The sequence below is a fragment of the Pseudarthrobacter sp. BRE9 genome (assembly GCF_031844305.1).
Classification (GTDB): Bacteria; Actinomycetota; Actinomycetes; order Actinomycetales; family Micrococcaceae; genus Arthrobacter.
In genome coordinates this window covers 469801-491865 of sequence record NZ_JAUZUY010000001.1, presented here as the reverse complement: position 1 = coordinate 491865, position 22065 = coordinate 469801, and the positions used below count along the sequence as shown (strand labels likewise).

Annotated in this window: 16 protein-coding genes; 10 read left to right on the top strand and 6 right to left on the bottom strand. The window is 65.0% G+C overall.

Annotated elements, in window-relative coordinates; all coding sequences use genetic code 11:
• Positions 1-37 precede the first annotated feature (37 nt).
• Positions 38-541 (top strand): 30S ribosomal protein S9, encoded by a 504-nt coding sequence (rpsI, locus tag Q9R31_RS02175; protein ID WP_188570868.1) that lies wholly within the window; start codon positions 38-40, stop codon positions 539-541.
• Positions 542-716: 175 nt separating this feature from the next.
• Positions 717-2078, top strand: a complete 1362-nt coding sequence (gene glmM / locus Q9R31_RS02170; RefSeq protein ID WP_311261116.1) for a phosphoglucosamine mutase — start codon at positions 717-719, stop codon at positions 2076-2078.
• Between the two features lie 141 nt (positions 2079-2219).
• On the opposite strand, the gene Q9R31_RS02165 is transcribed toward glmM, so the two are convergent.
• The 6 genes from Q9R31_RS02165 to coaA all read right to left on the bottom strand — a co-directional run bounded on the left by Q9R31_RS02165 (position 2220) and on the right by coaA (position 8978).
• Positions 2220-2882 (bottom strand): isoprenylcysteine carboxylmethyltransferase family protein, encoded by a 663-nt coding sequence (locus Q9R31_RS02165; RefSeq protein WP_311261115.1) that lies wholly within the window; start codon positions 2880-2882, stop codon positions 2220-2222.
• 347 nt (positions 2883-3229) lie between these two features.
• Positions 3230-3631, bottom strand: a complete 402-nt coding sequence (gene mscL / locus Q9R31_RS02160) for a large conductance mechanosensitive channel protein MscL (RefSeq protein WP_311261114.1) — start codon at positions 3629-3631, stop codon at positions 3230-3232.
• Between the two features lie 585 nt (positions 3632-4216).
• Positions 4217-5815, bottom strand: coding sequence for a CoF synthetase (locus Q9R31_RS02155; RefSeq protein WP_311261113.1), 1599 nt, complete (start codon positions 5813-5815; stop codon positions 4217-4219).
• Entirely contained in the window at positions 5808-6887 is a 1080-nt protein-coding gene (locus Q9R31_RS02150; RefSeq protein WP_311261112.1) for a hypothetical protein, read from the bottom strand. Before Q9R31_RS02150 ends, Q9R31_RS02155 begins: the two co-directional genes overlap by 8 nt.
• Positions 6888-7119: 232 nt before the next feature.
• The gene (locus tag Q9R31_RS02145; protein ID WP_311261111.1) at positions 7120-7977 is read right to left on the bottom strand and encodes a M15 family metallopeptidase; all 858 of its coding nucleotides are present in this window, start codon (positions 7975-7977) and stop codon (positions 7120-7122) included.
• Positions 7978-7982: 5 nt separating this feature from the next.
• On the bottom strand, positions 7983-8978 hold the full coding sequence (coaA, locus tag Q9R31_RS02140; protein ID WP_311261623.1) for a type I pantothenate kinase: 996 nt from the start codon (positions 8976-8978) through the stop codon (positions 7983-7985).
• Between the two features lie 172 nt (positions 8979-9150).
• On the opposite strand from coaA, the gene glmS reads away from it, so the two are divergent.
• From glmS to Q9R31_RS02100, 8 genes are all read left to right on the top strand, one after another.
• Complete coding sequence (gene glmS / locus Q9R31_RS02135) at positions 9151-11043, top strand: glutamine--fructose-6-phosphate transaminase (isomerizing) (RefSeq protein WP_311261110.1); 1893 nt, start codon at positions 9151-9153, stop codon at positions 11041-11043.
• 168 nt (positions 11044-11211) lie between these two features.
• The gene (locus Q9R31_RS02130; protein ID WP_013601780.1) at positions 11212-11559 is read left to right on the top strand and encodes a holo-ACP synthase; all 348 of its coding nucleotides are present in this window, start codon (positions 11212-11214) and stop codon (positions 11557-11559) included.
• 12 nt (positions 11560-11571) lie between these two features.
• Positions 11572-13155, top strand: a complete 1584-nt coding sequence (locus Q9R31_RS02125; RefSeq protein WP_311261109.1) for an NAD(P)H-hydrate dehydratase — start codon at positions 11572-11574, stop codon at positions 13153-13155.
• 69 nt (positions 13156-13224) lie between these two features.
• Entirely contained in the window at positions 13225-15465 is a 2241-nt protein-coding gene (glgX, locus tag Q9R31_RS02120) for a glycogen debranching protein GlgX (protein WP_311261108.1), read from the top strand.
• The gene (gene treY / locus Q9R31_RS02115; protein WP_311261107.1) at positions 15462-17789 is read left to right on the top strand and encodes a malto-oligosyltrehalose synthase; all 2328 of its coding nucleotides are present in this window, start codon (positions 15462-15464) and stop codon (positions 17787-17789) included. Before glgX ends, treY begins: the two co-directional genes overlap by 4 nt.
• On the top strand, positions 17786-19555 hold the full coding sequence (treZ, locus tag Q9R31_RS02110; protein ID WP_311261106.1) for a malto-oligosyltrehalose trehalohydrolase: 1770 nt from the start codon (positions 17786-17788) through the stop codon (positions 19553-19555). Before treY ends, treZ begins: the two co-directional genes overlap by 4 nt.
• Before the next feature lie 96 nt (positions 19556-19651).
• On the top strand, positions 19652-20692 hold the full coding sequence (gene mgrA, locus Q9R31_RS02105; protein WP_311261105.1) for an L-glyceraldehyde 3-phosphate reductase: 1041 nt from the start codon (positions 19652-19654) through the stop codon (positions 20690-20692).
• Between the two features lie 158 nt (positions 20693-20850).
• Positions 20851-21936 carry an inositol-3-phosphate synthase gene (locus tag Q9R31_RS02100; RefSeq protein ID WP_311261104.1) on the top strand — a complete coding sequence of 362 codons (1086 nt, stop codon included), beginning with the start codon at positions 20851-20853 and terminating at the stop codon, positions 21934-21936.
• The last annotated feature ends 129 nt before the right edge of the window (positions 21937-22065 follow it).

Below are 22065 nucleotides of genomic sequence, written 5' to 3'. Positions count from 1 at the left end.
CCTGGCCACCAAACAACTTATCTATACAAGGAGAATCGTGGCTCAGAACGAAGAGACCACCGAGGTCGTCGAGGCCGAGGAAAACCTGACCAGCTACACCTCTGAAAGCTCAGCTGCCGAAGCTGCGCCCAAGAAGGAGCGCCCGGCACTGACCGTAGCCGGTGCCGCAGTTGGCCGTCGCAAGGAAGCCGTTGCACGCGTTCGCGTTGTTCCCGGCTCCGGCAAGTGGACCATCAACGGCCGCGCGCTGGACAACTACTTCCCGAACAAGCTGCACCAGCAGGACGTCAACGAGCCCTTCAAGATCCTTGATCTCGAAGGTGCCTACGACGTCATCGCCCGCATTCACGGCGGCGGCATCTCCGGCCAGGCCGGCGCCCTGCGCCTCGGCATCGCCCGTTCGCTGAACGAGATCGACGTCGAGAACAATCGCGCCACCCTGAAGAAGGCCGGTTACCTGTCCCGCGACGCTCGTGTCATCGAGCGTAAGAAGGCCGGTCTCAAGAAGGCCCGCAAGGCCCAGCAGTACTCCAAGCGCTAAATCCGCTTGCACAGAAGCCCGTCCCGCCGTTTGGTGGGGCGGGCTTCCGTCGTTGACGACTCTATCCATCGCTGTGGCAATGTCGAGGCCACCTAGACGAGCCGCAAAAGGGGCCTATGCGTGCCTCTGGCCAGCCGGTTCAAGCCGCGGCAACCCCATCCTCTACACTTGACCGGTGTCTAGATTATTTGGAACTGATGGTGTCCGGGGGCTGGCCAACGGCCTGCTGACAGCAGAACTGGCCCTGCAGCTGGCCCAGGCGGCCGCCGTCGTGCTCGGCCACGACCGCAACTCCAACGGCTCCCGGCCCCGCGCCGTGCTGGCCCGTGACCCGCGCGCCAGCGGCGAATTCATCGCCGCCGCCGTGGAAGCCGGGCTCTCCAGCTCAGGCATCGACGTCTATGACGCCGGCGTTCTGCCCACCCCCGCCGCCGCCTACCTGGTGGCGGACCTGGACGCTGACTTCGGCGTCATGATCTCCGCCTCCCACAACCCGGCGCCGGACAACGGCATCAAGTTCTTTGCCCGGGGCGGCCAGAAGCTGCCTGACGAGGTGGAGGACGCCATCGAGGCCCAGATGGGCAAGGAAGCAGTCCGCCCCACCGGCGCCGACGTCGGCCGCATCCAGCGCTTCTCCGACGCCGAAGACCGCTACATCGTCCACCTGCTCCGCACCCTCCCGCACCGCCTGGACGGCCTCACCGTGGTCCTGGACTGCGCCAACGGCGCCGCCAGCGGCTGCTCACCCCAGCTCTTCAAGGACGCCGGCGCGGACGTGATCGTCATCGGCGCCGATCCGGACGGCCTCAACATCAACGACGGCGTCGGCTCCACCCACCTCGGACCGCTCAAGGAAGCCGTGGTCAAGTACGGTGCCAACCTGGGCATCGCCCACGACGGCGACGCCGACCGCTGCCTTGCCGTGGACCACGAGGGCAATGAGGTGGACGGCGACCAGATCATGGCCATCCTCGCAGTCGCGCTCAAGAAGTCCGGCAAGCTCAAGAACGACGTCCTGGTGGCCACCGTCATGAGCAACCTGGGGCTCAAGATCGCGCTCCGCGACGCAGGCATCACCATCGTGGAAACCGGTGTGGGGGACCGCTACGTGCTGGAGGGCATGCGCGACGGCGGCTACAACCTGGGCGGCGAACAGTCCGGCCACGTCATTTTCGCCGACCATGCCACCACCGGCGACGGCCTCCTCACCGGCCTGCAGCTCGCCGCACAGGTGGCCCTGACGGGAAAGACCCTCAAGGAGCTCTCCACGGTCATGACCAAGCTCCCGCAGGTCCTCATCAACGTCAAGGGGGTGGACCGGAGCCGCGTGGGCAGCAGCGACGTCCTGGCCCAGGCCGTCGCGGCCGCGGAAGCGGCGCTGGGTGAAACCGGCCGCGTCCTGCTCCGTCCCTCCGGCACCGAGCCCGTTGTCCGCGTGATGGTGGAGGCCGCAGACGAAGTGACGGCCCAGTCCATCGCCGAACACCTGGCACAGGTGGTCCGCACCGAACTCGCACTGGAACTCGCCTCAAACTAGCAGTCAAAATATGTGGCCCGCCTCCTGATAAGGAAGCGGGCCACTTTCGGTAGGGTAGACCTACTCGCGCGGTCCCTTAGGGAGTCGCGGATAAGGTTAAGCTCCCGCCCGCTGGCGGTACCTGCCACACAAGCAGCAGGGTCAGAACAGGCCTGGCACGAATCGCGTAGTCCGCAGCTTGTATGCGGCATATTCGGGCAAGTTATCCGCTAGTAGCTGTTCCTCCTGAATTGCCCGGTACGCCTGAACGGCTGCCAGTGCCACAAGGATTGCCGTCTTCAACAATGTGGGGCTAAAGCACACTGCCCCGGTCAGAGTGATCATCTCTCCGACGTAAAGAGGGTTACGGATCAGCCGATAGGGGCCGTGCTGCACGAGCGTTCTTACCTGGGGCTCTACGCCGAAACTCTTACCGAGCGTCATCAGGGACCAGACAGTGAAGGCCATTCCCAGGGTCATGAGTCCCACCGCAAACAAGGCTAGACCTTGAGATACTTCCGACCCACCCGCAAACGCGAACAGAAAAGGCAGGAAGGTCCCGATGTATGCCGCGATTGTGGGAGCAATCCGTCCGCTCCGGGCACTTGCAGGGTTCCTTGTGAGAAGGAAGAAAATCGCCATGATATAAAAAACGGTCAGCAGCACTTGGTAGGTGAGGCGCAATGCAGCGTCTAGGACAGAAGCCGAAGCGCCGTTCGCACCGGAGAATAGTGCGGAGACCGCCGACAATAGCAAGAGCGCCATGATCGGGACAAGAATTACCCGTTCAATGTCAATTGACGTTGACTCCTCGCGAAGTTTCATCGAAAAAGCCTTCCAGAGAGTTGCAGACCCAAAATCTGCAGTCACAGTTCCGCCGCCTCCCCGGCGAGGTGGCGGTGCGATGAGCCTAATAGGACTTGGATACTTAATGAGGGGAATTTCCCATAAATTGCCCCGATCCTGAGCAAACTCCGCAGGTAATCAGGACATCTCGGGCCTTGACCGGCGCGACGTGCCCTGACTTCATCGCCGAGCACCTTGCGCAAGTGGTCCGGACGGAGCTTGCGCTGGAGCTCGCCTCAAACTAGCCGAGCCGCCTCAAAAAACCCAGCAAGAAAAAATGGCCTGCCTCCTAAACAGGAGGCAGGCCAATGCGGTTAACGAACGACTTAGACGCGCTCCTTCAGCGCGTCCCGGATCTCGGTCAGCAGCGCAACCTGCGGATCCTCGGCAGCGTCCTTCTTCACGTCCTTGTTGATCCCCAGCCGGCGGTTGCGCCGCTCGATCATGATGTTCATCGGCATCACCACCACAAAGTAGATAGCCGCTGCAATCAGCAGGAAGTTCACCACGGCGGTCAGGAGCACCCCGAACTCGATTGCATTGCCGTTAAGGTCCACCCTTGCGAAGCTGTCAAAGTTGGGCGCACCCACCAGGCCCGAGACGAACGGCATGAGCACCTTGTTCACCAGCGCCGTCACCACCGCGCCGAACGCGGTACCCATGACAACGGCGACGGCCAGGTCAACCACGTTGCCCTTCATGATGAAATTCTTGAATCCACTAAGCATGGAGACCAACCTAGCGCAGATTTCAGTACCCGAACTTATCGGGACGTGCCGAGCGGGGAGCCAACAGCGTGACGCATGGTGGTGCAGAGGCCGGCAGCGGATCCACTAGCCAGTCCGTTCTTCCGTGTGAAAGGGAATGCTCATGTCCCGATGCCTCAACACAAACGCCTTCCCCGGATCCCGACCGTGAGGGCCTTCAACTGCAAAGAAATACTGCGGTCAGCATCTACGACCCGCCGCTTGTTCGAATATCACGGTTCCTCAGCAGGCAAATCGATGGAAGACACTGCGCTCGCCTTCCAGTCGCAAGATTGTTACACGATCACATCGCTTTGCCTGATCATGCCGGTCACCGTCATTCTGCAATCGTCCGTGACCGAGTGCGTGGATAACTGGAAGGGCCACGGGAGCATTCCAGGACCTATGCAATAGCTCGGGTCGGAAATCAAAGCTGACCACGTCCAGCGGTTACTGCGCCTGAGGCTACTTCTACTCCTCGTCGGCGGGTCCGGGACGCGCACCTTTTCCGATGTCGCGACCTGGCGATTTTGTGGGTAGAGCATGGCATGTATCACCAAACGCGTCTCAGGTAGTGGCTGCGCGATTCTTTTGCGCTCGAAAGGTCAGGTCCAGGGCCCAGTCTTGGGGAGCTGAGGGACCAAGCTGCCAGACGTACTCGTTTTTGAGTTTCGCGCCATCAGATCTGAACGGGCCGGTACGCAGTGCATAGAATGCAACTGTGGGCAGGCTCGACTCCGCCGATGTCAGAATTGCGTTGTTGAAATCACCGTTCATTGCTCTCAGCTGCTCAAGAATGTAATTCCTGTACGCCACCTGGTCCAAAGTGCGCTCATGGGTGGCTTTTGCGGTTAGCTGGAGCGCGATGTGCAGCTGCCGGTCTCCTTGCTCGTCTTCGAAACTGACAAGGCGGTGGTTTTCTACGGCTGCGAGAAGCCTGCCGTCGCTGCTGAGGACGTCCCGCAGGGCATCCGGTGCAACAACCGCGCCGTTGAAGTCAACGGACAGGTCGCTCCGACCGTAGTGGAAGAGCAGGGGGAGATCGAGGAACTGCTGGTTAATGATGTGTCCGAGCCCGAATTCCTTGAGTACGGCGTTGAGGTCGCGGACGCGCAGCACGTGCCCACGGTCATGGATGTTGTAGCGGATCCGCGGGTTGACGTTCTCTTTCCGCACGATCGTGACGATCAGTTCGCCATCCGCATTTGTTTCAAGGAGGTAGTCGTAGGGGTTGAACTGGAAGATCATCGGCAGCACGCCGTACTCGTCCTGCTTGGTGAGCCGCGCCGACAGGGCGGGATTCGCGGCGATGGCCTGACGGAGCGCCACTGTGTAGTCAGTCTCTATTGCAATGTTGATTTCCAGGTCGGAGGCCCCGTAGGAGCCGAAAGCGCTGTGGGCGTACTTTGTGATGTGCCCGCGCATGTTCTCGCTGATGCCCTCGCCGCCGAACGCCGCGACGATGTCGTAGTCTTCCCAGTTGATGCGTTCATCTTCGAACAAAGCCTTCAGGAAGGGCGGGTAACTGAGGACGATGTAGGTGTAGTCCGTCCCGAATTCGAGCATCGTGGCGATGACCTTGTCTCGGTCCGGCCCGATGGATTTGATCATTGTGACATCCGTGAGGGAAGTGCTGACGTTCATCCCCGTCGCCCATGCGCCAAGGGAGAAGCAGTTGAGCACGAAGGGTTGCTTCTTGAGCGTCTCGGCAGTCCGCGAAAAACCAACCTGGAGCAACTGCCGGGTGGCGAGGCGTTCCTCCAGGCCCCGAACCCAACTGGTGGGAACACCTGAGCTTCCGGACGATTCATCCACTACGACACCGTGCCGGGGAAGAACGCCGCCCACGCTGCGGGCAGGAATGGACCAGCGCTTGATATAGCTGTCCTTGTCCATTTCCGGGAGCGCTGCGAACGCCTGCGTGAGCGTATTGCCACTGAGGGAGAGCTTTCCGGGTACCTCATGCTCGGCGAGGAACTCGCGATAGGCAGGCACTCGTTTAGCCGCCATTTCAAAGGTCCGCCACGCCCTCCACCGCCCGGCGGTCCACCGGAAAGGTTCGATTCCAGGCATGAGCAGCATTCGGTGCGTGGAAATCCTTGGGGTGAACAGGCCAACGAACCTGTCCATCAGAAAAACGAATGCGAATACGAACGTTTTATTCACGGAGGGGCTCCTGTAGTGATGTGTCCTCAGGCAATGGACTAAGCAGGGTGGAGGTGGCCGGGCGGCGGTGCGCGGCTGGAGGGGTGGCGCTGTATCCGAACCTGAAGAGCATCCAGGCCATTCTGCCCGCGGTTTCATTTAGTCCCGCCGCCCGAACGAATTCGGAGTGAGAGACCGGGTTGGTGATGACAGTGCCGAAGGGATGAAGGCACACGCCGTTTTCGGAGAAGAATAGCCAGACCCGCATGAACGTACGCCCGGCTTCCAAGTAATCCGCCGGCTTGTCGAACGGGCCTTCGAGCCACCCAAGCTGGCGCACGCCACGCATGGTGCGCAAGTAGATGGCTCTGATTAAGCCGCCGATTACGGGGAAGGACCACAAGCCGCGGTGCCGCATGGCGAAACGAAGCACAGGACCCGGCATGATCATGGTTTCTGCACTAAGACCGTCGGCCAGCGCGGCCGCTTCATCTTTCGAGAACCGCAGCCAATGCATAATCTCGGCGTAGACGGCGTCATTGCGCAAGTCGGAAAACAGGGTCTTCTGGTTGATTTGCACAAGCAAAGAAACAATGCGGGCGTCGGTGGTCGATCGGAATTCGTATCCTTGCGCCGCGGCGATCGAATAAGCTGACGTCAGTAGCTCGGCGTCAACAAGCTTGCTGTCATAGGGCCGGCGGGAAGTTCGTCTTGACCGGAATGCAGCCAACCGACGTTGAGCCGCGGACTGCAACTCGTCGTCCTGGGGGACGGGTTCCAACCGCACTGTCCCAATACGATGCAAGCGGTCTGCGGCAGCGAAATCCATTTCTGAATGTTCGAGGAATTCCACTGTCCTGTAGCCGCGGGCTTCCGCCACCACAGATAAGGACTCCAAGAAGACACCTGCACAGACATGGCCAAAAGGGATACCGAACGATTCGGCAGGTAATCCGAGGTCGAGATCATAATAAACAACTGCCGCCGTGTCACTGATGGCCCTCAGCTTGATCGGCTGGGAGTTATGGGGTGAGGGATACCAGCGAACGTCATCAACGAGGTCGAGCCAAAGGGCTCCGGCATCCATAACCATGTGGTCAATCTATGAGGACCGGCTACCAATAACCATCTTGGCGCTAAATCCTTCGCAAGACTTGAGGAAACGACGGCCTACGAGCAGACGGGAATTGAAGGTTGTCAGAGTGCACAGTCCAAATTCGGCCGGTTCACACTTTCGACCCACTCAGGTGAAGCGATATCCACTGGTGGTGTGCAGAGGCGGGCGGGCGGGTACTGACCTGGCGGGGGACAGTGACTATCCCTTGTCACAGGTACCCCGCCGCCGCCTCCAGGCCGAAATATTCCTCCAGCGTCCCGATGCCGCGGTTCGCCATGTCCGTGGCCGCCTCCACCCCCACGTACCGCAGGTGCCACGGCTCGTAGTAGTACCCCGTGATCGGGTGCAGCATCCACGGATACCGCACCACAAACCCGAACCGGTGCCCGTTCGCCTTCGCCCAGGTAGCCGCCGGCTGGTCGGCAAAGCACGGCTGGAAGCTGCAGGCGCCCCCGCCATCCGCGATGTCGAACGCCCACCCCGTCTGGTGCTCGGAGTGCCCGGGCCGCGCACTGGCCGTGTCGGCGTCCGCCTGTCCCCGCGCCGCAACGTACCCGTTGTACGTGGTCACCTGCGTACTGTACGAGCGGTACCCGCTGGCCAGGACCATCGCCACGCCATCTCCTGCGGCCGCCGCGAACATCGCCTCGGCCGCTGCCGCCGTCGTACTGTTCAGCAGCGCAGCCTCGCCCGCTGCGGAAATGGCGACGGCGGGACGCACCAGGTCAGTCGGCACAAAGTCCGCCGGCTTCAGGGGCCGGTGCTTGTTGACGATGACCCACGGGCTGGCCGGGTCATCGAGCGAAAACTGCCGCGCCAGGGTGGCCGACGGCGACGGCGTGGGGGACGGCACCTCCGGTGACTGGCCCACCGTGGCGGCTTCCGCCGTCGGGCCCGCTGACGCGGTGACGGCAGCAGGGGAGGGGGACGCTGAAGCGGCAGCGGACGACGGCGGCACGGCCTTTGGTGCCTCAGGCGTGCACGCTGACAGGACGGTGAGTCCGGCGCCCGCTGCGAGGAACCGGGTGAAGCTGCGCCGGCTGGGGGACCCGCATTTATAGCACACCTGTGCTACACCTTCCGGAGGAGCATGCGGCGGATGGAGTGATCCGCATCCTTTGTCAGCACCAGCTGTGCCCGGCCGCGCGTGGGAAGGACGTTCTCCTCCAGGTTGGGCTCGTTGATCCGCTTCCAGATGTCGCGGGCGGTGCTTTCGGCTTCCTCGTCCGAGAGCGTGGCGTAGCGGTGGAAGTAGGACTCCGGCTGCGCGAACGCGGTGCTCCGCAGCTTCCGGAACCGGTCCACGTACCACTCCTCAATGTAGGAGGTCTTGGCGTCGACGTAGATGGAAAAGTCAAAGAAGTCGCTCAGGGCCAGGCCCTGGCGGCCGTCGTGCCGCGGCCGCGCGGGAGCCAGCACGTTCAGGCCCTCAACGATCAGCACGTCGGGGCGGCGGACCACCACTTCCTTGCCGGGCACGATGTCGTACGTGACGTGGGAGTACCACGGCGCGCGCACTTCCTCGGCGCCGCTCTTGATTTCGCTGACGAACCGCAGCAGTGCGCGGCGGTCGTAGGACTCCGGGAAGCCCTTCCGCTCCAGCAGCTGCCGGCGCTTGAGCTCGGCCAGGGGATAGAGGAAGCCGTCGGTGGTGATGAGCTCCACGTTGGGGGTGCCCGGCCACCGGCGGAGCATCTCACGCAGCACACGGGCGATGGTGGACTTCCCCACGGCAACCGAACCGGCCACACCGATCACGAACGGGGTGCGCTGGGTCTGTTCACCCAGGAACGTTGTGGTTGCCGCGTGCAGCTGGCCGGCCGCCTCCACATACAGGTGCAGGAGCCGTGACAGCGGCAGGTAGACCTCCCTGACTTCGTCGATGTCCAGGGGATCACCGAGCCCGCGAAGGCGCAGCACGTCCTCTTCATTAAGGGGCTGTTCCATCTGGGCTGCGAGCCGGGACCAGGTTTGCCGGTCCAGCTCCACGAACGGCGAGGCACCCTCCCCGTTCGCTTCATTGCGTTGCGAAGTCACGCTAAAGATTCTGCCCCGCGCCCGGCGCATCACGAAATGGCGGCCCTGCTCAGCGCGGCGGCGCACGTCACCCAAGCCCTGCAGGACGGCGTGCCGGCCGGCCCGCCGGTTTAGAGCAACAGCCGCGCTGCCGATAGTCTTGTGCCTATGTGTGGAATCGTGGGATTAGAGCAACAGCCGCGCTGCCGATAGTCTTGTGCCTATGTGTGGAATCGTGGGATACGTAGGCCGTCCGGTTGACGGTGCAATTAACGGTCACAGTGCCCTGGATGTGGTCCTTGAGGGACTGCGCCGCCTGGAGTACCGCGGTTATGACTCTGCCGGGGTAGCGGTGGTGTCCCAGGGCGCCATCGAGTCGCGGAAGAAGTCCGGAAAGCTGAGCAACCTGATTGCTGAGCTGGAGGCCCGCCCGTTGCCGGAGGCGGTGACCGGTATTGGGCACACCCGCTGGGCCACGCACGGCGGCCCCACGGACCGCAACGCGCACCCGCACCTGGCGGATGACGGCAAGCTGGCCGTGATCCACAACGGCATCATCGAAAACTTCGCCGAGCTCAAGCTCGAACTGCTGGAAAAGGGCGTCACGTTCCTGTCCGAAACGGACACCGAGGTCGCCGCAGCCCTGCTGGCCGACATCCTCCGGAACAAGCTGGGCGGCGACACGGCGAACGGCGGCCTGACCCACGCCATGGAGCTGGCCTGCCAGCGCCTGGAGGGCGCCTTCACCCTGCTCGCGGTCCACGCGGACCAGCCCGACGTCGTAGTGGCCGCCCGCCGCAACTCACCGCTGGTGGTGGGCCTGGGCGAGGGCGAGAACTTCCTGGGCTCGGACGTGTCCGGGTTCATCGACTACACCCGCCGCGCGGTGGAGCTGGGCCAGGACCAGATCGTCACGATCACCGCGGACACGGTGGAAATCACCGATTTCTACGGCAACCCGGCCCAGGGCAAGGAATACCACGTGGACTGGGACCCGGCCTCGGCGGAAAAGGGAGGCTTCTCCTCCTTCATGGAGAAGGAAATCCATGACCAGCCCGACGCCGTGGCGCAGACCCTGCTGGGGCGTTCGGACATCAAGGGCAAGCTGACCCTGGACGAGCTCCGGATCGACCCTGAACTGCTGAAGCAGGTGGACAAGATCATCGTGCTGGCCTGCGGCACCGCCGCCTACGCGGGCATGGTGGCCAAGTACGCCATCGAGAACTGGTGCCGGATCCCCACCGAAGTGGAGCTCGCGCACGAGTTCCGCTACCGCGACCCGATCCTGGACGAGAAGACCCTGGTGGTCTCCATCAGCCAGTCCGGCGAGACCATGGACACGCTGATGGCAGTCCGATACGCCCGGGAACAGGGCGCCAAGACCATCTCCATCTGCAACACCAACGGCTCCACCATCCCGCGTGAATCCGACGCCGTGCTCTACACGCACGCCGGCCCGGAAATCGCGGTGGCCTCCACCAAGGCGTTCCTGGCGCAGATCACCGCCGCGTACCTGCTGGGCCTGTACCTGGCGCAGCTGCGCGGGAACATCTTCTCCGGCCAGATCAAGGACGTCCTCGCGGACCTGAACAAGATCCCCGCGAAGATCCAGACCATCCTGGACAAGGCCGGGCCGCTGCGCGAACTGGCCCGCAGCATGGCCAACGAGAAGTCGGTGCTGTTCCTGGGCCGGCACGTGGGTTACCCCGTGGCCCTCGAGGGCGCGCTTAAGCTCAAGGAAATCGCGTACATCCACGCCGAGGGCTTCGCCGCAGGAGAGCTCAAGCACGGCCCCATCGCCCTGATCGACGATGGCCAGCCCGTGTTCGTGGTGGTCCCCTCCCCGCGCGGCCGCGACTCCCTGCACTCCAAGGTGGTCTCCAACATCCAGGAAGTCCGCGCCCGCGGCGCCCGCACCCTGGTCATCGCCGAGGAAGGCGACGAAGCCGTCAAGGCCTACGCCGAGTACGTCTTCTACGTCCCCGAAACCCCCACCCTGCTCATGCCCCTGCTCACGACCGTCCCGCTGCAGATCTTCGCCGCGGAACTGGCAGCAGCCAAGGGCTACGACGTGGACCAGCCCCGCAACCTCGCCAAGAGCGTCACCGTCGAGTAACGGCTGGCTAGCCGAAAGCCTCAGACCCTGTGGTCTGGGGCTTTCGTCTTTAACACCGCCGTGCCAAAACCCAACGGTTTGCGCTGATGGCGGACAAGGGCAATATCCGGGAAGAACAGCGGCGTGCGCCGGCAACCCGGCCAGGACCGCCCCCGTAGAATGAACCGCATGATCGTTGGCATTGGGGTAGACGTAGTAGACATCGAGCGGTTCGGCCGCCAGCTGGAACGGACGCCGGGCCTGAGGGACCGCCTGTTCGTGCCGGCGGAGCGGGAACTGAATACCCGCTCCCTGGCAGCCCGGTTCGCCGCGAAGGAAGCCGTGGCCAAGGTCCTCGGTGCCCCTGCCGGCATGAACTGGCAGGACTGCTGGATCGGACTCGACCACAACGGACCCACCGTCCAGGTCAAGGGGACCGTCCTGGCGGTCGCCGAGGCCAAGGGCGTCAAACGCTGGCACCTGTCCATCAGCCACGATGGCGGCATCGCCACGGCCACGGTCCTGGCCGAAGGCTGACCCGGCCGCCGCATGCTCAGCGCCTACACCGGAAGGCAGGTCCGGGCAGCCGAGGAGCCCCTCCTGGCCACCGGCTTGGGGGACGTGCTCATGCAGCGCGCCGCGCACGGCCTGGCCAACGCCGTCGTCCATGAACTCAAGGCCCGGGGCCGCCGACTGACCGGCGCGCGCGTGGTGGTGCTGGCAGGCAAGGGCAACAACGGGGGCGACGGCCTGGACGCCGGCGCCTTCCTTGCTGCCCGCGGCATGCGGACGACGGCGGTACTCACCGGGGATTCCGCCCATCCGGCTGGTCTGGGGGCCTTCGAGCGCGCGGGCGGCCGGGTGCACCGGCTCACTGACGCGGCATTTCCGGAACTGGCGGCGGAAACCGCCGCGGCCGACGTCGTGATTGACGCCGTACTGGGGACCGGCGCCAAGGGTGGGCTGCGGGGGAGTGCCGCGGATTTGGTCCAGGCTGTCGCTGACGCACACGGCCACGGCTTTGTGGTGGCCTGCGACCTTCCCAGCGGCGTGGACGCGGATACCGGCGAGGCCGCCGTTCCGGTCCTGCCGGCCGACCTGACCGTCACCTTCGGGGGAGTAAAGGCCGGCCTGCTGGCCGATCCTGGCGCTGATTACGCCGGGCGCGTCCTGGTGGTGCCGATCGGGATCGAGGAGCACCTGCCGCAGCCGTCCCTGCGCCGGTTTGAGGACGCCGACCTTGCGTGGCTCCTGCCGCACCCCGCACGGCGCGCGCAGAAGTATTCCCGCGGGGTGCTGGGAGTGGTGGCCGGCTCCGAGGACTACCCCGGCGCCGCAGTCCTGGCATGCCGGGGCGCCCTCGCCGCAGGAGTGGGCATGGTCCGGTACCTTGGGCCACCGGCCGTGGCCGACCTGGTCCGGCAGTCCTGCCCGGAGGTGGTGTGCAGCACGGGGAACGTGGCCGACAACCGGGTGCAGGCCTGGCTGGTGGGCTCGGGCATGGGCCCGCAGGACCACCACCAGCTGGCGCGTGCCCGTGATGCCATCGCGTCCGGCCTTCCCGTCGTGGCCGACGCCGGCGCGCTGCCCGCGCTTCCCGAAGCCCTCGCCCCGCACGTGGTGCTGACACCGCACGCCGGGGAGCTTGCCTCGCTGTTCCAGCGCCTGGGCGGCGGGGAGGACCGGGAGGCGGTGGAGGCGGGGACGCTTGCCGCCGTCCGCCAGGCGGCCCGCCGCACTGGCGCCACCGTCCTGCTCAAAGGCGCCAGCACCCTCGTGGCCGCACCCTCCGGCGATACCTTCAGCCAGGCGGACGGTACGCCCTGGCTCGCCACTGCCGGCAGCGGGGACGTCCTGGCCGGCGTCATCGGGGCGCTGCTCGCCCAGGCCGGGTCCGACGTCGGCCGCTTCAGTGCGGCGGGCATCGCGGCGGACGGCCGGTGGGCTGGCATCGCCGCACTTGGGGCCGCATTGCACGGCCGCGCGGGGAGGGCGGCGTCGGAGGCGGTGTCCGGCGGCCCGATCACCGCCGGCGGGGTTGCGGATTCCATACCTGAAATTTGGGGTAAAGTCAGCATGCTTAGTAAACATGGAGCCTGGAAACGTAATAGTCACAGCCAGCCACTACGGTAGGCATTAGTTCGCACCAGCAGCAGGGGCGTCCCGATGCCGTTCGCTGCTGACCACAAAATGAGGAGCACGATGGAAGTCTGGCCTGGAAATGCCTACCCGCTGGGAGCTACCTTTGACGGCACCGGCACCAATTTCGCCCTGTTCAGCGAACGGGCTGAGCGGGTGGAACTCTGCCTCCTGTCCGATGACCTGACCGAAACCCGGATCGAACTGACGGAAGTGGACGGCTATGTGTGGCACTGCTACCTGCCCCACATCCAGCCCGGCCAGAAGTACGGCTACCGTGTCCACGGGCCGTACGACCCCGCCAGCGGCAACCGTTTCAACCCCAACAAGCTGCTGATGGACCCCTACGCCAAGGCCGTCCAGGGCCAGATCGACTGGGACCCCGCGCTCTTCTCCTACGAATTCGGCGACCCCGATTCCCGCAATGACGCCGATTCCGCCCCGCACACGATGCACGGCGTCGTCATCAACCCCTTCTTCGAATGGGACGGCGACCGCCAACTGAAGATCCCGTACCACCAGTCGGTGATCTACGAAGCCCACGTCAAGGGCCTCACGGAACTGCACCCGGAGATCCCCGAGGAACAGCGCGGCACCTACGCCGGCGTGGCGCACCCCGCGGTCATCGAGCACATGAAGAAGCTCGGCGTCACGGCGATCGAGCTCATGCCGGTCCACCAGTTCGTCAACGACGGCACCCTGGTGGAGAAGGGGCTCAACAACTACTGGGGCTACAACACCATCGGCTTCTTCGCCCCGCAGAACACCTACAGCTCCACCGGCGACGTCGGGCACCAGGTCCAGGAATTCAAGGCCATGGTCCGCGACCTGCACCGCGCCGGCATCGAGGTGATCCTCGACGTCGTCTACAACCACACCGCCGAAGGCAACCACCTGGGCCCCACGCTGTCCTTCAAGGGGATCGACAACCAGGCCTACTACCGCCTGGTGGACAACGACCTCAAGCACTACATGGACTACACCGGCACCGGCAACTCGCTCAACGTGCGCCACCCGCATTCCCTGCAGTTGCTCATGGACTCCCTGCGCTACTGGGTCACGGAAATGCACGTGGACGGCTTCCGCTTCGACCTCGCCTCCACCCTGGCCCGCGAGTTCTACGACGTGGACAAGCTCTCCACCTTCTTCGAACTCATCCAGCAGGACCCCGTAGTCTCCCAGGTCAAGCTGATCGCTGAGCCGTGGGACGTTGGCCCCGGCGGCTACCAGGTGGGCAACTTCCCGCCGCAGTGGACCGAATGGAACGGCAAGTACCGCGACACTGTCCGTGACTTCTGGCGCGGCGAGCCCTCCACCCTGGGCGAGTTCGCGTCCCGGCTGACCGGCTCCGCTGACCTGTACGAAAGCTCCGCCCGCCGCCCGGTGGCCTCGATCAACTTCGTCACCGCCCACGACGGCTTCACTATGCGGGACCTGGTCTCCTACAACGAGAAGCACAACGAGGCCAACGGCGAAGGCAACAACGACGGCGAATCGCACAACCGGTCCTGGAACTGCGGTGTTGAAGGCGACACGGACGACGACAAGGTCCTGACCCTGCGTGCCCGGCAGCAGCGCAACTTCATCGCCACCCTGCTGCTCTCCCAGGGTGTGCCCATGCTGCTGCACGGCGACGAACTTGGCCGCACCCAGCAGGGCAACAACAACACCTACTGCCAGGACTCCGAGCTCAGCTGGATCCACTGGGAAGCCATGGACCAGCCGCTGGTGGAGTTCACCGCCTTCGTCAACAGGATCCGGCACGACCACCCCACATTCCGCCGCAGCCGCTTCTTCGACGGCCGCCCGGTACGCCGCGGCGAGGGCGAAAAACTGCCGGACATCGTCTGGCTGAAGACCGACGGCACCGAAATGCTGCCGGAGGACTGGGGCAGCGGCTTCGGCCGGACCATCGGCGTGTTCTACAACGGCGACGGCATCCAGGAACAGGACTCCCGCGGCCGCCGGATCACCGACGACAGCTTCATCATGGCCTTCAACGCGCACGACGACGCCGTGGACTTCTGCCTGCCGTCCGACGAGTACTCCCAGTACTGGGAGGTGCTGATTGATACGGCCAAGCAGGCCGATGCCTACGAGCCCCTCAAAGCGAAGGCGACACTGACGCTGGAAGCGAAGTCGATGGTGGTGCTGCGCGCCTACTCCGGCCCCGAGGAAGAAGTGGACCTTTCCGCCGCCGCTTCCCTGGCCTCCATGGCCGAGCATGAGGAAGCCCAGGAGGAGATGGTGGAAGCCCAGACCAAGGCAGCGGAAGCAAGCGAGGAAAGGGCAACGAAGGCATGAGGACCCCGGCCTCCACCTATCGTTTTCAGATCCGCAGCAGCTTCACCCTTTTCGACGCCGCCGAAAAGGTCCCGTACCTGAAGGACCTCGGCGTGGACTGGGTGTACCTCTCGCCCATCCTCACCGCGGAGAAGGGCTCGGACCACGGCTATGACGTGACCGATCCCTCCGCCGTGGACCCGGACCGCGGCGGCCCGGAAGGCCTGCTGGCCCTGTCCAGGGCGGCCCGCGAGCACGGCATGGGCGTCCTGGTGGACATCGTGCCCAACCATGTGGGCGTGGCATCCCCGCCGCAGAACCCATGGTGGTGGTCCCTGCTCAAGGAAGGCCGCGAATCACCCTACGCCGAAGCGTTCGACGTCGACTGGGACCTGGGCGGCGGAAAGGTCCGGCTCCCCATGCTGGGCTCCGATGAGGACCTGGACAAGCTCGAGGTCAAGGACGGCGAACTCCGCTACTACGACCACCGGTTCCCCCTGGCCGAGGGCACGTACAGCGAGGGTGACTCCCCGCAGGAGGTGCACAGCCGCCAGCACTACCAGCTGATGGACTGGCGCCGGGCCGACGCCGAGCTTAACTACCGCCGCTTCTTTGCGGTCACCACGCTCGCCGGCATCCGCGTGGAGGTGCCGTCCGTCTTCGAAAAGGCCCATTCCGAGGTGGGCCGCTGGTTCAGCGAGGGCCTGGTGGACGGGCTCCGCGTGGACCACCCTGACGGCCTGGCCGAACCCGCCGGCTACCTGCGCTGGCTCAAGGACCTCAGCGGCGGCGCGTACGTCCTGGTGGAGAAGATCCTGGAACCGGGCGAGGTGCTGCCGCAGGAGTTCGCGTGCGAAGGCACCACCGGATACGACGCCCTGGCGGACGTGGACCGCCTGTTCGTGGACCCGGCAGGGCAGCAGGCCTTGGACGCACTGGATGCGAAGCTGCGCGGTTCCTCTGAACCGGCGGACTATGCCGACATGATCCGCGGCACCAAGCGCATGATCGCCGACGGCATCCTCCGCTCGGAGGTGCTGAGGCTGGCACGGCTGGTTCCCGAATCCTACGGGCTTGAACTGGAGCAGGCAGCCGACGCCATCGCCGAGATCATCGCGTCCTTCCCGGTGTACCGGTCGTACCTGCCGGTGGGCGCCGACGTCCTCAAGGAGGCATGCGAGTCCGCCGCCGCGCATCGGCCGGACCTGGACGTGGCGGTTGGCACACTCCTTCCGCTGCTGCTGGATCCCGCCAATCCCATCGCCATCCGGTTCCAGCAAACCTCCGGCATGGTCATGGCCAAGGGCGTGGAGGACACAGCCTTCTACCGCTACACCCGGCTGGGCACCCTGACCGAGGTCGGCGCCGAACCCACCGAATTCGCGGTGGCGCCGGAGGAATTCCACCGGCGGATGCAGCGGCGCCAGCAGGACCTGCCGCTGTCCATGACCACCCTGTCCACCCACGACACCAAGCGCAGTGAGGATGCCCGGGCACGGATCTCGGTCATCGCCGAGCTGCCGCAGGAGTGGACGGAAACGCTGGAGACCCTTCGCGGCCTGGCGCCGATCCCGGACGGCCCGTACGAGAACCTGCTGTGGCAGGCAATCATCGGAGCCTGGCCTGCAAGCCGGGAACGGCTGCAGGGCTACGCCGAGAAGGCGGCCCGGGAGGCCGGCAACTCCACCAAGTGGACCGACCCCAACGAGGATTTCGAGTCGACGGTGAAGGCCGCGGTGGACGCAGTCTTCGACGACACCAAGGTTGCCACAGTGGTGACGGATTTCGTGGCACGCATCGACGCCTTCTCCGCCGCCAACTCGGTGTCCGCCAAGCTGGTGCAGCTGACCATGCCTGGCGTGCCGGACGTGTACCAGGGCAGCGAGTTCTGGGAACGCTCGCTGACTGACCCGGACAACCGCCGCCCCGTGGACTTTGGCGCCCGGCAGGCTGAGTTGGCAAAGCTCGACGCCGGCACCTTGCCGGACGCGGGCACCGAGGCCAGCAAGCTCTTGGTCACCTCGCGGGCCCTCCGCCTGCGCCGGGACCGGCCGGAACTGTTCCAGGGGTACACGCCGGTGGCAGCCACCGGCGCGGCTGCCGGACACCTGCTCGCCTTCAGCCGGGGAACGGATGCCTCTTCCGGTGCCCTCACGCTTGCCACCCGGCTCCCCGCCGGACTGGAAGCCGGCGGCGGATGGCGGGACACCGCCGTCGACCTTTCCACCACCATGCGGGACGAACTCACGGGAAGCAGCTACGGGCCAGGCCCGGTTTCGGTGGCAGAGGTCCTGGGTACCTACCCCGTGGCTTTGCTGGTACCCGCGGATGGAGAAAAGGCATGACCCTGGTCAACGTTGGACCCGAACGCTTCGACGTCTGGGCGCCGGACGCCGAGTCCGTCATCCTCCTGGCTGCCGGCCGGCAGTATCCGATGCGGAAGAAGGACACGGCGCCGGGATCCGAAGGGTGGTGGACCGCCCCCGACGCTCCCTCTGAGGGTGACGTGGACTACGGCTACCTGCTGGACGGAGACACCACCCCCATCCCGGATCCCCGGTCCCGACGGCTCCCCGCCGGCGTGCATGAGCAGTCCCGGACGTACGATCCCGCAGCCTATGCGTGGCAGGATTCCGGCTGGCGCGGCAAGGACCTGCAGGGTGCGGTGATCTACGAACTCCACGTGGGCACCTTTACCCCCGAAGGAACCCTGGACGCCGCCGTCGAGAAACTGGGCTACCTGGTGGACCTGGGCATCGACTTCGTGGAACTGCTGCCGGTCAACGGTTTCAACGGCACCCACAACTGGGGCTACGACGGCGTGCAGTGGTACACGGTGCACGAAGGCTACGGCGGGCCGGAGGCCTACCAGCGTTTCGTCGATGCAGCCCACGCCGCGGGGCTCGGCGTCATCCAGGACGTGGTGTACAACCACCTCGGCCCCAGCGGAAACTACCTGCCCAAGTTCGGCCCGTACCTCAAGCAGGGCGACGCCAACACCTGGGGCGACTCCGTGAACCTGGACGGCCCCGGCTCGGACGTGGTGCGCGAATACATCCTGGACAACCTCGCGCTGTGGCTGCGCGACTACCACGTGGACGGGCTCCGCCTCGACGCCGTGCACGCGCTGCGGGACGAGCGCGCGGTGCACATCCTCGAGGAGTTCGGGGCGTTGGGCGACGCCATTTCGGCCGAAACCGGTCTGCCCAAGACACTCATCGCGGAATCGGACCTCAACAACCCGCGCCTGATCTACCCCCGTGACGCCAACGGCTATGGGCTGGCCGGGCAGTGGAGCGACGACTTCCACCACGCGGTGCACGTCAGCGTCAGCGGCGAAACCACCGGCTACTACTCCGACTTTGAGTCCCTGGCCGTGCTGGCCAAGGTGCTGAAGGACGGGTTCCTGCACGACGGCAGCTACTCCAGTTTCCGTGGCCGCCACCATGGACGGCCCATCAAGGGCTCGCTGGCGCATCCGGCGGCGCTGGTGGTCTGCAACCAGAACCACGACCAGATCGGCAACCGGGCCACGGGGGACCGGCTCTCCCAGTCCCTGTCCTACGGGCAGCTCGCCGTGGCCGCGGTTCTCACGCTGACGTCCCCGTTCACGCCGATGCTGTTCATGGGCGAGGAATACGGCGCCACCACACCGTGGCAGTTCTTCACCTCCCACCCCGAACCAGAGCTCGGGAAGGCCACCGCGGAAGGGCGCATCAAGGAATTCGAGCGCATGGGGTGGGATCCCGCCGTCGTGCCTGACCCGCAGGACCCGGAAACCTTCCGCCGGTCCAAGCTGGACTGGGCTGAGGCCGCCACCGGCGACCACGCGCGGCTCCTGCAGCTGTACCGGGCTCTGACCGCGTTGCGCCGCGAGCATCCGGAGCTGGCGGGGCTTGGCTTTGATGAGACGGCGGTGTCGTTCGACGACGACGCCGGCTGGCTGCGGTTCCGGCGCGGATCCGTCGAGGTCCTGGTGAATTTCTCGGATTCGAAGGTCCAGTTGGACGAGGCCCCGGGCAGCGTCCTCCTGGCCACGGACGAAGGGACCGCACTCGACAGTGGATCCCTGGAACTCGCGCCGTGGAGTGCCGCGATCCTCAAGTCCTGAAAAAGTTACGCCGCGGACAATGTCCGCGGCGTAACTTTTCTGCTGTGCGCTAACCCCTGGCGTGTAGCGCACGTCACAACTGGCAGGATGGAACGTATGACTTATTCAGCAGCGGACAACCGCTACGAATCCATGCCCTACCGCCGGGTGGGCCGCAGCGGACTCAAGCTCCCGGCCATCTCCCTGGGCCTGTGGCACAACTTCGGCGACGACAAGCGCTTCGAGGAACAGCGGGACATCCTCCGCCGTGCCTTCGACCTCGGCGTCAACCACTTCGACCTTGCGAATAACTACGGCCCGCCGGACGGGTCCGCCGAAACCAACTTCGGCCGGCACCTGCGGGACGACTTCAAGCCGTACCGCGAGGAACTGGTGATCTCCACCAAGGCCGGCTACTACATGTGGCCGGGTCCCTACGGTGAGTGGGGTTCCCGCAAATACCTGATCTCCAGCCTGGACCAATCGCTGCAGCGCATGGGTCTGGACTACGTGGACATCTTCTATAGCCACCGGCCCGATCCGGAAACGCCCATGGAAGAGACCATGGGTGCCCTGGACTACGCCGTCCGTTCGGGCAAGGCACTGTACGCCGGCATTTCCTCCTACACGCCGGAGCAGACCCTCGAGGCCGCCCGCATCCTCAAGGAACTGGGTACGCCGCTGCTGATCCACCAGCCCAGCTACTCCATGCTCAACCGCTGGACCGAGGACGGCTCGCCCAACCTGTACGAGGTGCTGGACCAGGTGGGCGCCGGATCCATCGCCTTCTCGCCGCTGGCGCAGGGCATGCTGACGGACCGCTACCTCCACGGCATCCCCGCCGACTCACGGGCAGCCAAGGCCCGCTTCCTTTCGGAGGACTCCATCACCGAGGAGAAACTGGACCGGGTCCGCGGGCTGCGGAAAATCGCCGAAGGCCGCGGACAGTCCCTGGCGCAGATGGCCATCGCCTGGATCCTGCGGGACCAGCCCAAGGGCTCGCCCGTCACCTCGGCACTCGTTGGTGCGTCCAGCGTCCGGCAACTGGAGGACACCTTGTCCTCCATCAACAACCTCAGCTTCTCCGCTGAGGAACTGACCGCGATCGACGAATTTGCCGTGGAGTCGGACATCAACCTCTGGAAGCAAAACGCCTGACGGATGATTTCTTACGCAGCGGGACCGGGCGTACCGCGCCCGGTCCCGCTGCGTTGGGTAGTATGAAAAGGCGCCGCGTGGCGCCGTGCCAGCCGGCCGCCGTCGTACTGTCTGCGAAGCAAACCCGGCCGGCTGACGTTTGTCCCCAAAGGAGTTCTGTGTCTTCACATCCGATCCGTGTTGCAATCGTTGGCGTGGGCAACTGCGCCGCCTCGCTGGTGCAGGGCGTCCAGTACTACAAGGATGCCGATCCGGCAGAGACTGTTCCGGGCTTGATGCACGTTGAGTTTGGCCAGTACCACGTGGGTGACGTTCAGTTCGTCGCCGCGTTTGATGTTGACGGCAAGAAGGTCGGCGTTGACCTGGCCGACGCCATCCTGGCCAGCGAAAACAACACCATCAAGATCGCCGACGTCCCGCCCACCGGTGTCACCGTCCAGCGCGGCCACACCCTGGACGGCCTCGGCAAGTACTACCTCGAGACCATCGAGGAATCCACCGAAGAGCCCGTGGACGTGGTCCAGGCCCTCAAGGACGCTGCCGTTGACGTCCTGGTCTGCTACCTGCCCGTCGGGTCCCAGCAAGCTGCTGAGTTCTACGCCCAGGCCGCGATCGACGCGGGCGTGGCGTTCGTCAACGCCCTGCCGGTCTTCATCGCCGGTACCAAGGAGTGGGCGGACAAGTTCACCGCCGCAGGCGTGCCGATTGTTGGCGACGACATCAAGAGCCAGATCGGTGCCACCATCACCCACCGTGTCATGGCCAAGCTGTTCGAAGACCGCGGTGTCACCCTGGACCGGACGTACCAGCTGAACGTCGGCGGCAACATGGACTTCAAGAACATGCTGGAGCGCGACCGCCTGGAGTCCAAGAAGATCTCCAAGACCCAGGCCGTGACCTCCAACGTGGAAGCCGAGCTGGCCGCCAAGGACGTGCACATCGGCCCGTCCGACTACGTCCAGTGGCTTGATGACCGCAAGTGGGCCTTCGTCCGCCTGGAGGGCCGCAACTTCGGTGACGCCCCGGTCTCGCTCGAGTACAAGCTCGAGGTCTGGGACTCGCCGAACTCCGCCGGTGTGATCATCGACGCGATCCGTGCCGCCAAGATCGGCCTGGACCGAGGCATCGGCGGGCCGCTGCTGTCCGCGTCGAGCTACTTCATGAAGTCCCCGCCGGAGCAGTTCAACGACGACCTCGCCCGCGAGAAGGTCGAAGCCTTCATCCGCGGCGACCTGGAGCGCTAAACCTCCGGTCTTCTGTCGTTCGGGGCGCTCCCTCACCCTCCGGGTGGGGGAGCGTCCCCGGTTAACACGCCCGCTCACTTTTGACGGGTTTTTTGGCAACGCCCGCTCACGTTTGGTGGGTTTTTTGGC

Coding starts and splice junctions, on each gene's coding strand:
- Q9R31_RS02165 (WP_311261115.1), bottom strand. CDS start 2,882: ATGAAACTTCGCGAGGAGTCAACGTCAATTGACATTGAACGGGTAATT.
- mscL (WP_311261114.1), bottom strand. CDS start 3,631: ATGCTTAGTGGATTCAAGAATTTCATCATGAAGGGCAACGTGGTTGAC.
- Q9R31_RS02150 (WP_311261112.1), bottom strand. CDS start 6,887: ATGGTTATGGATGCCGGAGCCCTTTGGCTCGACCTCGTTGATGACGTT.
- coaA (WP_311261623.1), bottom strand. CDS start 8,978: ATGCGCCGGGCGCGGGGCAGAATCTTTAGCGTGACTTCGCAACGCAAT.
- glmS (WP_311261110.1), top strand. CDS start 9,151: ATGTGTGGAATCGTGGGATACGTAGGCCGTCCGGTTGACGGTGCAATT.
- Q9R31_RS02130 (WP_013601780.1), top strand. CDS start 11,212: ATGATCGTTGGCATTGGGGTAGACGTAGTAGACATCGAGCGGTTCGGC.
- Q9R31_RS02125 (WP_311261109.1), top strand. CDS start 11,572: ATGCTCAGCGCCTACACCGGAAGGCAGGTCCGGGCAGCCGAGGAGCCC.
- glgX (WP_311261108.1), top strand. CDS start 13,225: ATGGAAGTCTGGCCTGGAAATGCCTACCCGCTGGGAGCTACCTTTGAC.
- treY (WP_311261107.1), top strand. CDS start 15,462: ATGAGGACCCCGGCCTCCACCTATCGTTTTCAGATCCGCAGCAGCTTC.
- treZ (WP_311261106.1), top strand. CDS start 17,786: ATGACCCTGGTCAACGTTGGACCCGAACGCTTCGACGTCTGGGCGCCG.
- mgrA (WP_311261105.1), top strand. CDS start 19,652: ATGACTTATTCAGCAGCGGACAACCGCTACGAATCCATGCCCTACCGC.